Source organism: Roseivirga ehrenbergii, from assembly GCF_001593005.1.
In the GTDB taxonomy this organism is placed as follows: domain Bacteria; phylum Bacteroidota; class Bacteroidia; order Cytophagales; family Cyclobacteriaceae; genus Roseivirga; species Roseivirga ehrenbergii.
Window position 1 is genome coordinate 659,118 of sequence record NZ_LQZQ01000045.1, and the last position, 15,038, is coordinate 674,155.

At 40.7% G+C, this 15,038-nt stretch carries 13 protein-coding genes; 8 read left to right on the top strand and 5 right to left on the bottom strand.

Translation table 11 applies throughout. From position 1 onward, the window contains the following. Nucleotides 1-3: 3 nt before the first annotated feature. Complete coding sequence (locus MB14_RS13105; RefSeq protein ID WP_062592275.1) at nt 4-453, bottom strand: ferritin-like domain-containing protein; 450 nt, start codon at nt 451-453, stop codon at nt 4-6. 366 nt (nt 454-819) lie between these two features. On the opposite strand from MB14_RS13105, the gene MB14_RS13110 reads away from it, so the two are divergent. The 6 genes from MB14_RS13110 (at nt 820) to MB14_RS13135 (ending at nt 6,711) form a co-directional block, all read left to right on the top strand. Beyond that, the gene (locus MB14_RS13110; RefSeq protein ID WP_062592277.1) at nt 820-1,680 is read left to right on the top strand and encodes a poly(ethylene terephthalate) hydrolase family protein; all 861 of its coding nucleotides are present in this window, start codon (nt 820-822) and stop codon (nt 1,678-1,680) included. After that, entirely contained in the window at nt 1,677-2,210 is a 534-nt protein-coding gene (locus MB14_RS13115; protein ID WP_246032573.1) for a DUF1648 domain-containing protein, read from the top strand. The genes MB14_RS13110 and MB14_RS13115 overlap by 4 nt, the downstream gene beginning before the upstream one ends. Before the next feature lie 144 nt (nt 2,211-2,354). After that, nucleotides 2,355-2,894, top strand: a complete 540-nt coding sequence (locus tag MB14_RS13120) for an HD domain-containing protein (protein WP_062592282.1) — start codon at nt 2,355-2,357, stop codon at nt 2,892-2,894. Further along, nucleotides 2,894-3,586, top strand: coding sequence for an SIR2 family NAD-dependent protein deacylase (locus MB14_RS13125; RefSeq protein WP_062592284.1), 693 nt, complete (start codon nt 2,894-2,896; stop codon nt 3,584-3,586). Before MB14_RS13120 ends, MB14_RS13125 begins: the two co-directional genes overlap by 1 nt. 289 nt (nt 3,587-3,875) lie before the next feature. Further along, nucleotides 3,876-5,285, top strand: coding sequence for an MATE family efflux transporter (locus tag MB14_RS13130; RefSeq protein ID WP_062592287.1), 1,410 nt, complete (start codon nt 3,876-3,878; stop codon nt 5,283-5,285). 124 nt (nt 5,286-5,409) lie between these two features. Next, nucleotides 5,410-6,711, top strand: coding sequence for a hypothetical protein (locus tag MB14_RS13135; RefSeq protein ID WP_062592289.1), 1,302 nt, complete (start codon nt 5,410-5,412; stop codon nt 6,709-6,711). A gap of 146 nt (nt 6,712-6,857) precedes the next feature. On the opposite strand, the gene MB14_RS13140 is transcribed toward MB14_RS13135, so the two are convergent. After that, nucleotides 6,858-8,165 carry a M20/M25/M40 family metallo-hydrolase gene (locus MB14_RS13140; RefSeq protein ID WP_246032572.1) on the bottom strand — a complete coding sequence of 436 codons (1,308 nt, stop codon included), beginning with the start codon at nt 8,163-8,165 and terminating at the stop codon, nt 6,858-6,860. 166 nt (nt 8,166-8,331) lie between these two features. On the opposite strand from MB14_RS13140, the gene MB14_RS13145 reads away from it, so the two are divergent. Then, nucleotides 8,332-9,219, top strand: coding sequence for a dienelactone hydrolase family protein (locus MB14_RS13145; RefSeq protein WP_062592291.1), 888 nt, complete (start codon nt 8,332-8,334; stop codon nt 9,217-9,219). Nucleotides 9,220-9,583: 364 nt separating this feature from the next. Here MB14_RS13145 and MB14_RS13150 read toward each other — a convergent pair whose 3' ends face one another. After that, nucleotides 9,584-10,165, bottom strand: coding sequence for a hypothetical protein (locus MB14_RS13150; RefSeq protein ID WP_132643989.1), 582 nt, complete (start codon nt 10,163-10,165; stop codon nt 9,584-9,586). Nucleotides 10,166-10,170: 5 nt separating this feature from the next. Further along, nucleotides 10,171-10,665 (bottom strand): RNA polymerase sigma factor, encoded by a 495-nt coding sequence (locus MB14_RS13155; protein WP_062592295.1) that lies wholly within the window; start codon nt 10,663-10,665, stop codon nt 10,171-10,173. Nucleotides 10,666-10,832: 167 nt separating this feature from the next. On the opposite strand from MB14_RS13155, the gene MB14_RS13160 reads away from it, so the two are divergent. Beyond that, nucleotides 10,833-12,380 (top strand): SDR family NAD(P)-dependent oxidoreductase, encoded by a 1,548-nt coding sequence (locus MB14_RS13160; protein WP_062592298.1) that lies wholly within the window; start codon nt 10,833-10,835, stop codon nt 12,378-12,380. 239 nt (nt 12,381-12,619) lie between these two features. On the opposite strand, the gene MB14_RS13165 is transcribed toward MB14_RS13160, so the two are convergent. Beyond that, nucleotides 12,620-15,031: an ABC transporter permease gene (locus tag MB14_RS13165; protein ID WP_062592300.1), complete on the bottom strand. Its 2,412-nt coding sequence runs from the start codon at nt 15,029-15,031 to the stop codon at nt 12,620-12,622. Nucleotides 15,032-15,038 lie beyond the last annotated feature (7 nt).

Sequence of the window (15,038 nt, forward strand, 5' to 3'; positions counted from 1 at the left end):
ATCTTAAGCTACTTTTTCCATCATTTTCAGTTTAACTACTGTTGCGTCAATACTGGCTTTGTGACCTCTTAGCATGTTAGTTACACTTGGTGGAAGCGATAGATCACTTTCCAAAATGTCTTTATAGTCTTCACTAGCCGTTTCTTCTCCGCGAATACACTCCTGCAAAACTTTTTCTGCATTATTAGAGGCAATTGAAGATTTCAAATCCATCCATGCTCTGTGTAAAGCTGCTTTAAAACTACTCTCAGTTACTGGCTCTCCACCTAAGGCCGTTATTTCAGAAGCCAATTCTCCGGCAAACCTAGTTCTTTCCATTACCTGGTTCTTAAAGAAGTTTTTCAATTGGGCATCAGTCATGTCATCAATAGCGTTTTCATACCCTTGAATCGCATCATATGAACGTCTTAAAACATCATTTAATTTGTCGACTAATTTTTCTGTATAATTCATGTTTCTATATTTTAATTAAAAGTTATCTAGCCTTTTGAAAGAACTATGCCAGTTCTATAAAGACCTCTCAATTAAGCGTATATGCGATTTTGCTCAACATATTAATAAAAAACAGTAGAGTGAATTCCACACTAGTGGTGAAAGAAGCTACAGGTTAAAACTCCCACATCTTAGCTATCCAATATCAGTTGTAAACCCTCTAAATATTACCCTCTAAATCAGTCTGGTTGCAAAGGAGTGCGATGACTACCCTTTAAATAAAAAAGATCATAATTTGGGTAATAGCATGGGTACAGAAATAATATTGTAAAAAGTATTTTTATCTTCAACACACCTAATCAAACATTCCATTAAACATCGCCTATTATGAAAGTCCGAACCTTATTAGTATTGTTAATATGTGTGTTATCGTATTCTGTTTACGGACAATGCGAATCTATAACAGCAAAAAGTGTTTCAACCTACACACCATTCTCCTTAGATTCACTGTATGAGGCTGATGGATTACGAAACGGTGATGATTATGATGGTGCCACTTTGTACTTTCCAACCAATAGCGAATCGAATTTAAAAAGTATCGTATTAGTACCTGGCTACAAGGCCACTCAAAGGTCTGTAAGCTTATGGGCAAGATACCTTGCCGAACGTGGTTATGTTACCATGACAATTGGCACAAACGCTCTAACCGACAGCCCCGCATTAAGGGCCAAAGCACTTGTAGATGGTATGGAAACCATTCGACAAGAGAATAATAGAACGGATTCGCCCTTATTCCAAAAACTAGATACTGAAAACATTGCTGTGGGTGGGTGGTCCATGGGTGGTGGTGGCGCACAATTAGCCGCAGCGCTCGATAAAAGAGTGAAAGCTGTGATTGCAATAACACCCTGGTTATACCCTAAAACACTTGCAGAAACGGATTTAAACCATACCGCACCTGTATTGATCTTAAGCGGACAAGTTGACCCTACAGCCCCTCCCGCCAGTCATTCGAATGTGCATTATGAATATACCCCTTCAAATACTAAAAAAATGCTTTTTGAAATTACCGAAGGAAATCATTCTACCCCGCTTTACCCAAACACAGGAAACGGAGATTTAGGTAATGTAGCCTACGCTTGGCTCGAACTGTTTGTACGCGGAAACGACTGTTATAGTCAATTACTAAGTACGAATGCACTTAATCAAAACTCAACCGCTTCAAAACAGCAAAGCAATCTAAATTGAATTCAAAAACGGATAAAAATAGTCGCCCGATATTAAAACTTAAATTATCGGGTATAGATGTTGTCATGGAGCTTTTTGGCTGGCTGATCTTGATTGGGCTTTGGGTTTTAGTATTCATTAATTTTCAGGGTTTACCTGAAACCATACCCATTCACTTTAATGCGGCTGGAAAAGCAGATGGTTTTGGAGACAAATGGAACATGTTAACATTACCAATCGTTGCTTCGGTATTATACATTGGCATGACGGTTTTGAACAAATACCCTCATGTTTTTAACTACCCTACTGAGGCATTAACAGAAGAAAATGCACTGAAAAACTACACAATGGCTACCCGTTTAATACGAATATTGAAATTAGTTTTAGTGATAATCTTTGGCCTGATTATATTTAGAACTATACAGAATATTAACGGAACGGCTGAAGGCTTAGGTCTTTGGTTCTTGCCTTTAACATTGGGGATGATCTTTATTCCAATAACATACTATATCATAAAATCCATAAAGCTGGGTAAAACGAAGGCTAAGTAAGCAGCTACCACTCCGAACAGACAGACTCTCGCGGTTTCGCTTTTCAAGATTCAAACTTAGAGTAACGATACAGTTATAAGGTATTGAACTTAGTTATTCACGCTCTGATTTTTAAAATCAGGCTTTTGCTCGTATTTTGAACCTATGACCAGAGAAGAAGCACGAAACATTCTAGAATCCATGACCAAAGGGGAAAGTCTATTACGTCATGCCCGAAGTGTAGAATTGGTAATGGAAGCTTACGGAAAGCATTTTGGGGAAGACCCTGAGGAATGGGCTATAACAGGCATGCTCCATGATGCCGATTATGAGGCTTACCCCGAAGAACACCCCAACCGAATTGTAAACATGCTTAATGAAATGGGTGAAGAGAAAATCGCACATGCTATTTCTGCCCACTACACCAAATGGGGCGTTGAATATGAAACCAAGCTAGACAAAGCTTTACTCGCTTGTGATGAACTCACAGGTTTTACCATTGCCTGTTGCCAAGTTAGGCCAGAAAGCATTGAGGGTTTAACAGCTAAATCGGTAAAGAAAAAACTCAAGCAGAAAAGCTTTGCGGCCAAAGTAGAGCGTGATGAAATCGAAAAGGGTGTGGAACTCTTAGGGGTTGACCTCACCGAACACATTGAATTCATTATCAAGGTGTTGGAAGAGAATAGAAAAGAGCTTAATATTTGATGAAAAAGCTAGTTGTACTCTCTGGTGCAGGTATAAGTGCCGAAAGTGGGTTGAAGACTTTTCGTGATGCAGACGGACTTTGGGAAGGTCATTCCGTAACAGAAGTAGCCACCCCCGAAGGTTGGCGAAGCAACCCAGAATTAGTGTTGGAGTTTTACAACCAACGCAGAAAGCAAGCCTTAAAAGCCAAGCCCAACAAAGCACATGAAATCCTCAAAGAATTAGAAGCTCATTTCGAGGTGAGCATCATCACGCAAAACGTAGACGACTTCCATGAAAAGGCAGGTTCAAGCCAAGTAATTCACTTACACGGCCAGCTTTTTCAAAGTCGTAGTGAAAAAGATGAAACCCTAATTTACGACATGGACCATTGGGAACTCAAGCTCGGAGATCTTTGCGAAAAAGGACATCAGCTGCGTCCAAATATTGTTTGGTTTGGAGAAGCAGTACCTATGATGGATATCGCTGCTAAAATTACCCAAGAAGCCGATACTCTGGTGATTGTGGGAACTTCACTTGTGGTATACCCTGCTGCTAGTTTAGTGCATTATGTAGGCAATCATGTGCCTATATTTATTGTAGACCCACATCAGCCAGAAATTAGCCGTAGATCAAACCACCATTTTATTCAAGAAAAAGCAACTATTGGAATGGTATCGCTCAAAGAAATCTTACTTGAGAAATACGCTTAATTCATAATCAGTTAATTATAGCAGAATCAAGAATCGTCAAAACATGAAGCAAAGCCCTCTCCTTTGGGGAAGTTCCGACACTCCAGAATTGATGGGTCTAAAAAAAATAATTAAAGACTACATCGGGATTTTGTAAAAAGAAAAAAAACTTACACATTTGCGTCATCATGAAGTTATGAGAATTGTGTTTACCATAGTAGCCGTCAGTGCACTGGTCGCAGAAGCGAGCAAGTAAAATAGCTCGTCCCCCTATTACTCATATTTTTACATTACTTTTTTCAAGACAACAATGACAGATTTTTCAAAATCTTCTATCAAGAAGTTTATACGCTATTTTAAAATAGCCATTACCGGTAAAGAAGAGGACTTCACTACTGGTAGCATTCGCAAAGCCATCTTTATGCTTTCCATTCCAATGATTTTGGAAATGCTGATGGAATCTACTTTCGCTTTAGTCGACATGATTTTTGTGTCGCAGGTTAGCACCAATGCCATTGCCACAGTGGTACTCACAGAATCGGTAATCACCTTGGTGTATGCTTTGGCGATTGGCTTGAGCATGGCCGCCACCGCTGTTGTAGCACGTAGAACTGGCGAAAAGGACATGGCTGGTGCTTCCAAAACGGCAGTTCAAGCCATATTTCTAGGTACAATTATCGCTACAGTAATTGGTGTTTTCGGTATTATTTATCCCAAGGAAATTCTTGGTTTAATGGGTGGAGAACCCGATTTAATCGAAGAAGGCTATCGTTATACCCAAATTATGATTGGGGGAAATATTACGGTGGTACTCCTATTCTTAATCAATGCGGTTTTCCGTGGTGCAGGCAATGCCTCTATCGCCATGTGGACCTTAGTGCTTTCCAACGGCATCAACATTATTCTCGATCCGATGTTCATTTTCGGCTTTGGTCCTATTCCAGCCTATGGCGTGGAAGGTGCAGCCATTGCTACCAATATTGGTCGTGGGGTGGCAGTAATCGGCCAGCTCGTAGTGCTCTTTATGGGCGGCAGTCGCATTAAAGTCGGTCTTAAAGATTTGGTGTTCCGAGGCAAAATCATGTGGGGACTTATTAAGGTTTCTTTAGGAGGTATTGGTCAGTTCATTATTGGAACTTCCTCTTGGGTTATTCTCACCAGGATTATTTCTGAATTTGGCAGCGATGTATTGGCGGGTTACGGCATTTCCATCCGTGTAATGATGTTTACCATGATGCCCGCTTGGGGAATGAGTAATGCTGCTGCTACCCTTGTTGGGCAAAACTTAGGCGCAGGCCAGCCTGATAGGGCCGAGAAATCGGTATGGACAACAGCTAAATACAATGCCATTTTTATGGTGAGTATTTCTGTGATCTACCTGCTCTTTGCCAAAACCATTGTCGGCTGGTTTAAAGGCGATATTGCCGTAGTAGAAGCCGGAGCCTTGAGTTTACAAGTGATTGCGGCTGGTTATGTTTTCTATGCCTATGGTATGGTGCTAACCCAGTCCTTTAATGGAGCAGGAAATACCAAAGTACCAACGGTAATTAACTTCTTCTGCTTTTGGTTGTTCCAAATCCCTGTGGCTTATGTGGCTGCGCTTGTGCTTGGCTGGGGGCCATTGGGTGTTTATTTGGCCATTACCCTTTCGGAAACCTTGATTGCAGCGGTGTCTTGGTATTGGTTCAAAAAAGGAAAATGGAAAACTTTTAAGGTTTAGCCTACTTCAAACTTTAAGGAGCGCCTTATGTTGAATTTTCAGCATAAGGCGTTTTTTTAATCGCTTGTTTTCAAGTGCTTTTATAAATCCCTTACATTTGATTCAAGTAATAAATTTGGAAGCAATGAAAAAGCCAGCTGTATTATTCACCCTATTTATTCTCTTCTGCCTTTCTTGCGGAAAACCCACTGAATCTACCGTAGAAATGAATTCAATTTCTGAAGCCTATGTGAAGTTAGTATTGGAGATTGGCCAATACGATTCAGACTTTGTGGACGCTTATTATGGCCCTGAAGAATGGAAACCAAAAGGCGAAAAACTAGCGGTATTTCCTTCCACAGATTTTAGAGAAAGGGCTTTCTTGCTACTCATGCAGCTAGAATTAGTGAATAGTGACGGATTTACCGAGCTTGAACAATCACGCTTAAGCATGATGAAAAAGCAGTTGACAGCTGTAAAAACCAAAGTGGAAATGATGGCAGGAAAATCGTTCACCTTCGATGAAGAAGCAAAACTATTATACGATGCCGAACCGCCTCATTATGACTTAACACACTTCGATAGCTTATTAAGCGATCTTGATAATGCGCTTAGTGGAGAAGGCTCTATTTCAGAACGATACGCAGCTTATGCGAGTCAGTTTGTGATCCCTAAAGATAAATTAGACGCTGTGTTCAGGGCCGCCATTACCGAAGCCCGAAAGCGCACCGATTTGCATTTCAACCTACCCGAAAACGAAAACTTTGCTTTAGAATATGTGAACGATAAATCTTGGTCGGGTTACAATTACTATCAGGGCAACAGCCAAAGTTTAATTCAGTTGAACACCGATTTCCCTATTTATATTGAAAGGGCGATCGATTTGGCTTGCCATGAAGGTTACCCTGGGCATCATGTTTTTAACGCTTTGCTAGAGCAAAACTTAGTGAATGGAAAAGGCTGGAAAGAATTTTCGGTGTACCCACTTTTTTCTCCTCAGTCGCTTATTGCGGAAGGAAGCGCCAACTACGGTATTAACGTGGCTTTTCCGGGTGCAGAAAGAATCAAGTTTGAAAAGGAAGTGCTTTTCCCTTTGGCAGGAATTGACCCGAACAAAGCAGAACAGTACTATGAAATTCAAGAGTTACGTTCTAAGCTAGACTATGCAGGAAACGAAGCGGCCAGAAAGTACTTGAATAAAGAAATCAGTAGAGAAGAAGCCGCCAAATGGCTTGAGAAATACCTACTCTACGAACCTGACCGTGCTTTACAACGCACCCGCTTTTTCAATCAATACAGAAGCTATGTAATCAATTATAACCTCGGTAGAGACTTGGTTGCGAATTATATTGAAAAACAAGGCGGTACGGCAGACCAACCAGAAAAACGCTGGGAAGTCTTTAAGGTTTTATTGAGCAATCCGCATACTGCAAGTGGATTGAAATAGTTGGGATCATCTATTATAAGATGCAAGGGTACTTAGTTATCAACTGAAAACTGTTGTATAGTTTTTCATCCTGATCCCGAAATTTCGGGAGAAGGAACTATAATTAAACTCTAGACCCTTCGTAAACTCAGGGAAAGAATTCGTGATTACCTATTACTGATCTTTCTATTTTTATCCAAACCAGCTTCGGCTACAGTGACCAATAAAGCTAATTTAATAGCATCAGCGCCATTTTTGTTTAACCACCATTCGGTCAATGAATGCCCGTCTGACCCTACACCACCACGGCCCAAAGTAACTGCTGGAATGCCCAAGGATATAGGAATATTAGAGTTAGTAGAACCTCTGGTCAATGAAGGTTCTTCACCAAAGAACTGAGTAGCCGCCATAGAACGCTGCACCAAAGCTAGGCTTGTCGGCAGTTCGCCACTGGGCCTATCTCCTATTTGCTCAAGCTCTAAAGTGAGCTTCTCGCCTTTAATGCCGCTGTTGTTGTAATCTACCAATGCACGGTTCATGGCGTCTTTAAAAATCTTATCAATTTGATTTAAACGATCAGGACTTACTGAACGCATATCTACTTCCATCCATGATTCAAAAGGAATAGAATTCACCGAAGTTCCTCCGCCCATTCGGCCCACATTAAAGCTAGTTCTTGGCCCTTCTGCTGTGAATTTAGAAGCATCTTGCGTGAAATAATCAATCGCTTTTCCAATGGCATGATGAGGATTTCCCAAACCAAAAGCACCCCAAGAGTGACCACCTGGCCCTTTAAAAATGGCCTTGTACCTTTTAGACCCCAACGCTTGATTATTGACACGACCGATAGAGCCTCCATCAATCGAAATCCAAGCGTCAATTTTAACTTCACCTTTTTCAAACAAATGACGAACACCTCTTAAATCGCCCAAGCCTTCTTCGCCCACAGTACCTATAAAAAGTAAGTCGGCTTCAGTTTGGATTTCGGCCTTATTCAAAGCCCTTAAGGTGGTTAGTACTACCACCAAACCTCGGGTATCGTCACCGATTCCGGGGGCGTACATAGTGTCGCCTTTGTGTTTTACTTTTACATCGGTGCCTTCAGGAAAAACGGTATCCAAATGTGCATCTAAAGCGACAGTTCGATCGCCTTTTATACCCTTCTTTAAAGCCAAAACATTCCCCACTTCGTCAATCCATACTCGATCAGCACCCGCTTCTTCCAGCATTTCTTTATACTTTAAGGCCCGTTTGGTTTCCTTAAATGGAGGTGCTTCAATTTCTGTAAGTAAGACTAAATCACTTTGAGTTTGAGGTTCAAGCTCATCTATCACTTGGAAAGCCTTTTCAAGCTGTTTCTCCAAAGTAAGGTTCTTAATCTCTTTCGTATAGGCCTTGTCAATCTCAGCCTTTTGGGCAAAGAGGTTAATGCTTAAGAAAGTCAAGAAAAGTATGGCTGTTAGTTTCTTCATCATTTAGGTCTTTATTCGGAATGAAGATAGCGTTTAAATTTGAGTTGATTAAAGCCTTTTTGATGAACGTTTTATGTTCTTCATCACACAATACTTCTTGTCTCGCCTTAAACTTTCAGCTATATTGAACAGTCAATCAATAAGTTAAACCCACCAAATCTATACTCACATGAAAAAGCTAACCAAAGAAGAAGTCAATCCGGAAATTTTTGATCTGTACGATGATTATGCCCATAGTAAAATTGACCGAAGGGCTTTTATGGAAAGGCTCTCTATTTATGCAATTGGTGGAATAACCGTTGGTTCCCTCATGAGCTTTATGATGCCTAATTATAAAGACACCATGCTAGTAGCCCCAGATGATGAAAGAATCAGTTCAGATTATATCAACTATGATTCGCCAAAAGGTGGAGGAACTATCAAAGGTTTGTTATCTAAACCCAACAATTCGAGCGGTAAACTACCGGGGATAGTTGTGGTGCATGAAAATCGTGGTTTAAACCCTTATATCGAAGATGTAGGACGCAGAGCTGCTGTAGATGGTTTTATCACTTTGGCTCCTGATGCACTCACTCCGCTGGGTGGCTACCCCGGCAATGACGATGAGGGAAGGACCATGCAAAGCAAGCGCGATAGAAACGAGATGCTAGAGGATTTCATTGCTGCTTATGAGTATTTACGCAATCACCCCGATTGTAATGGCAAAATAGGCGTTGTCGGTTTCTGTTTTGGTGGTTGGATCGCCAATATGATGGCAGTAAAAGTCCCTACTTTAGGCGCAGCAGTTCCTTTCTATGGTGGTCAGCCTTCGGCAGAAGATGCCGCCAAAGTTAAGGCCCCTTTAATGTTACAATATGCCGGTTTAGATACACGAGTGAATGCGGGCTGGCCTGCTTATGAGGAAGTACTAAAGGCCAATAACGTAAAGTATGAGGTATTTATCTACCCAGAGGTAAATCATGGTTTCCATAACAACACTACTCCTCGTTATGATGAAGCAGCCGCGACTTTAGCCTGGTCAAGAACCATCAAGTTCTTTAAGGATAATTTGGTTTAACTCATCACCCTTTCTTAATACAAGAAATTATTACGCCCCTTCAGGGCTTATTAATTATATATTGAACATATGGAATGGGTTGCACCCATTCCTATGATATTCCACCCCTTTGGGGCTTTTTTTGGGTGAAATGGTATTTAGTCTAAAATAGAAATCACGCTACCTATTAGCCCTGAAAGGACGTAATAACTAAACGAAGGGTGTAACCCTTCGACAAGTACAATCTAATTTCTTCAAAAGCCCTGAAGGGGCTGGATACAAAACACATCAATCCTTTCAATGGAAGTTTCCAAATAGTTCGTAATCATAAAAAAATGACTTCTCTATTCACTAGAGAAGCCATTTTATTTATAGAAGATTGAAATTACATTTCGAATTCGTTGATCAGTTTTTCCTTTAGGTCTAGCAGTTGCTTCTTTTTTCCGAGGTTAAATCGCTTGTGTTCCCAACGGCTCATAATAAAGCCTACAATAAAGAAAGCCGAGATCAAGACAATGTTAAACACAGATTGATCGCTGTTGAGTACAGTAAACATAGTGAGTGCAATCACAATCAAGCAGAACCAAATCATTGATTGAGAAAGCTTAATACGGTAATTAATATTCTCGATTGCATTCTCTAAATCTCCCAAAATAGAAACATCCGTTTGCTGATCTCTTTTAATTCTTTGCCAACGTAAAAACAATATATATACCCCAACAAACATCATCATAGCTCCCATAGTAAGTGCAGCTACATTGCCACTATTTTTCAGTAAGTGTGATATAATTACCACGCCTCCCGCACAAAGGTTAGAGGCAATAAGTAAAACTTCTGAGAAACTGGTTCTACTTTTTGTGCCCATTTTCTTCGCTTTAATTCTTCTGTGCAGTGCATCTTCATTAATAACATAAAGTGCCTCATCATTCTGCGTATCCCATATTTTTTTCATTTCCTTAAATTCCATGGCGATCATGATTTTTCTGATTTCGTTGTTAAATGTTTTTTGATTCGGTTGATCTTCACTCCTACGTTGCTTTCAGAAATTCCCAAAATCTTAGACATCTCTTTATAGCTGAACCCATCTAATAATAAGAGGGTGAGTGAACGATCTACCTCATTGAGTTGGGCAATTTCCTCATACAACCAAGCCAGCCGATCGTCTGGTGGTTGATGACTTTCAATGATGTGCTGACTAACATCAATCGACTCATGTCTATCTTGGTGCTTTCGCTCCTTGGCAGTCCATTTAATGGCCGTGTTTAGCGCTACACGATAGAGCCAAGTGGTTACCGCTGATTGTTGCTTAAAACTCGTCACAGACCTCCAAACCTGAATCGCGATTTCTTGAAAAAGATCATCTCTGTCTTCTTCGTTAAAGGCATAGGACCTCACTATTTTAAATAGTAAAGCTTTGTGCTGCTTTAACCAGGTTTGAAAAATGTGATTGATTTCGTTTTCCGTCATTTTGCCTCATTCTCAAATTACTAGTACCAACAGGCAATGGATTTCTTACACAAGGACGTAAATTTTTAGAATTTCATCCGTAGCACTTCGGTGAGTTACTTCATTTATAAAGTTGAAATCAGGTTTAATGTATACCTTTGCAGCCATAATTTTCAATCCTTTGTTTTATGAAAGAAGAGGCCGATAAACAGCTAAGTCAGGAAGAAATACAACGCTGTATTGAAGTAATGGAACGCCTTATTGGCGATACCAACCAACTCTTTGAAATGCCTAAAGAACAACGAGTGGCCTTATTTATGGCGGCTGGAAAATTAACCCGTCCCGACCGAGAAGAATTTGCAAGGCGCAGAAAGGACGCTAAAAAAGCTGCCAAACGTAAAATGATTGAGCGCGATAAACACGCTCGAAAAGCCACTGGGATTAGAAGTGCGAGAGAGCAAATTGTTTTCGAAGCGCCAAAACTCATTTCTTTGGTGGAACCAGAAATGCTAGATACCCCAGAACTAGAATCGCCAAGAAACTGCTACGTGTGCAAAACGGTCTATACCAAAGTACACCATTTCTACGATGCCATGTGCAAAGATTGCGGTGACTTCAATTATGCCAAAAGATTTCAAACTGCAGACCTTACCGGCCAAGTAGCATTAGTTACTGGTTCCAGACTTAAGATTGGTTATCACATTACTTTAATGCTCTTAAGGGCTGGCGCTACCGTAGTGGCCACTACTCGTTTCCCTGTGGATTCTGCCATTCGCTTTTCTAAAGAAGCAGACTATGCCGACTGGGGTGATCGTTTGAAGATTCACGGTTTAGATTTAAGACACATTCCAAGTGTAGAGATCTTCTGCAATTACATTGAGCAGAAATACGATCGACTCGATATTCTCATTAACAATGCGGCACAAACCGTAAGAAGGCCTTCTGGTTTCTACCATCACCTGATGGAAAATGAGGAAAAACCCATTGAGAAACTAACGCCTTATGTGAAAGACCTTTTGGCTGATCATCATTACTGTTTACAAGAATTGAGAACGCTTTCTTCAGGTGCTTCGGACAAGAAGAACAACGCCCTTTCGGTCACTTGGCATGCGCAAGAACCAGGCATTGGAATCAGGGCTTCCGCGCAGTTATCGCAGATTCCGTACAGTTTCGATAATTCGCTTCCTACTAAAGAAGTATTCCCTGAAGGTCAATTAGATGCAGATTTGCAGCAAGTTGACTTGAGAAAGACCAATAGCTGGCGTTTGAAGTTGGGTCAAATTGAAACACCTGAAATGGTGGAAGTACAACTGGTAAATGCCGTAGCGCCCTTTGTGCTGTGCAATCGCCTTTCGAATTTAATGCGAAAGGAAAACACAGGCATGAAGCACATCATTAACGTTTCGGCCATGGAAGGCAAGTTCCACCGCTTCCATAAAGAAGACCGACATCCGCATACGAACATGGCCAAAGCTGCCTTGAACATGATGACGCACACTTCAGCTTCTGACTTTGCCAAGGACGGCATTTACATGAATGCTGTAGATACGGGTTGGGTTACTGATGAAGATCCTGCTGAGCTTTCTAAGATGAAACAGGAAGTACATGATTTTCAACCGCCCTTGGACATTGTAGACGGAGCAGCTCGAGTTTTAGATCCTTTGTTTGACGGAATTAACACTGGAAAGCATTGGTGCGGTAAATTCTTAAAAGACTATAGACCAATAGATTGGTAAACTAAACTTCATTAAAAAGAATAGATTTACTCATTTAGTATTCAACTGCTCGATTATCTGATGGTAACTGTTTTATGGTTTTCTATCCTGATCCCGAAATTTCGGGAGAAGGAACTATAATTAAGCTCTAGACCCTTCGTAAACTCAGGGAAAGAAACTTCCAGCAACCTAAGTGACCTTAAAAAAAAAGCCCTTTAATGAATTTTATTAAAGGGCTGTTTTGATATATAGGCTCGCTGTTACTCGCTTCTTAACGCATCTACCGGATTTGATCTGGTGGCCAAAATTGATCGGTAACTTACCGTCAGCAAGGCAATCACCATGGTCATCAATCCCGCTACAATAAATGCCATTGGACTGATGTTCACGTGATAGACGAATCCATTCAACCAATTTTTCATGATCCAAAAAGCAAAGGGGCTCGCAATGATAAAGGCAATGAATACTTGCTTCGCGAAAGTGGATGAAAGTAAATAGAACAAGCTCAACTGACTGGCGCCTAACACTTTTCGGATACCCAATTCCTTGATTCGTTTTTCAACCGTAAACGAAGCCAAACCAAATAGGCCCAAACAAGCCACGAAAATACTGAGCCCAGCTCCCACTTTATAAATCACACTGGCTTGTGTTTCGGCCTGATAGAACAAGGCGAGTTGACTGTCAAGAAAATGAGTTTCAATCACCGAGGCCTGGTCAAACTTATTATGAACTGCCGTTAAATCTTCAATCATCTTTGCAGACGCTCCGTTTTTTGTGGTTCTCACAGTAAAATAGTCTATGCCGCTAAAAGGTGCATTCCAATAGCCTAGAATTATAGGTTCTACCTTTTTGTGTAACGACTGAAAATTGAAGTCTTCCACCACTCCAATCACTTGGACTCGCACATTGCCATTTCCACTAATCACTTCAATGGTTTCTCCAATAGGGTTTTCTAAGCCAAAAGCTTTTACGGCAGCTTGGTTCAATAAAACTTTGGTGCTATCAGCAGAATCATTACCGCTAAAGCTATTACCAACCGTTAATTTGAAGCCGAATGTCTCCAAGAGATTTTCATCAAAACCCATATAAAAAGTACGAAGAGAGTCCGTGCTTTGACGATTGGCTCCATTCAATACAACATTGACTTCATTGATACTTTTCCATTCTCCCGGTACTCGGGTTGAAACACTTACCGATTCGACACCAGGCACATTAGATAATTCTGTACGCATGGCTTTAAAATTGGCACGAACATTAGCATTATTAATATCAATCACCACCAAGTCATTTTGATTGAAGCCTAGATTTTTGTCCTTAATAAAATTCATCTGATCACTGACGATAATGGTGGAAATGATCATAATGATAGACATGCAAAACTGACTGATCACCAATACTTTTCTTAAAGCGAATGGGCTACTGGTTTTGCGCTCCCCTTTTAGTACATCCACTGTTTTAAAACGGGTCATGAAAAAGGAAGGATATATCCCAGAGAGCAGGGCAATAACAGCGGTAAGCCCAAGTAACATTGGCATATAATCGCCTAAAGTAGACCAGCTAAAATCGAAATTCTTTTGAGTAAGGTCATTAAAGAATGGCATGCTGAGGTCAGTCAAACCAATGGAAACAATTAGAGAAATAAATGTGATCAATAGCGATTCCATCAAAAACTGAGTGACCAACTGTTTTTTTACCGCTCCTACTACCTTTCTAATTCCAATTTCTTTTGCTCTAAACACCGCTCTAGAAGTCGCTAAATTCATGTAATTGACAGAAGCAATTACGATTAGAAATACTGCTATGGAAATGAAAATTATGATGTAACTCCTATTTCCATTACTCTCCGCCAGACTACCTTCAATATTGGCAGAATCGAAATGAATATCTGTCAAGGCCTGAAATTCATAGTCCACCATGTCGTCAAAAGGAGCCCCCATCCTTTCATTCGCAATCGCTTCTGCTTTCTTCTGAACTTCTGCCATATCGGCTCCTTTGGCCAAAACTAAATAAGAAGCTGGACCAATTTCTTCCCAACTAGTAAACATTCTGGTCCATTGTGGATTATTGAAATTCTGAGAAAGTAACATCTCAAACTGAATGTGCGAATTGGCGGGAGTATTCTTGGCAATCCCCGTTACTATAAACTCACCGGCAAATGGCGAGGTAATAGTTCTACCTAGTACATCGGTTGTACCAAAATAACGAATGGCTTCATTTTCACTCAAAACCGCAGAATTGGGTTCAGCCAATGCTTTAACCCTATCTCCTGCCAAAAACTCAAAATCAAATACTTCGAAGAAAGATGGATCGGTGATGAAGTAATTTCGTTGTGCAAAACGCACCCCATCTATGGTGAAATTCATATGCCCACCCCGCATGAACAAGGTAGTAGCCTTGGTTACCTCTGGCAATTCTTCCACCAAAGTAGAGGCGAATATTGCTGAACTCGCTGCAAATTTTCTTGGTGCTTCCCCTGTTTTGTCCACAACGATAACCCGTACAATATCATCCGACTTACTGTGGAACTGATCGAAGGAAGTTTCATCCTTTACATAGGTGAGCAAAAGTGTGGCTCCAGTAATACCAATGGCCAAGCCAAGGATATTAATAAAGGCGTAGCCCTTACTTCTGGCAAGGGTACGAAAGGCGATTTTAAAATAGTTTCTAAGCATGTTGTGT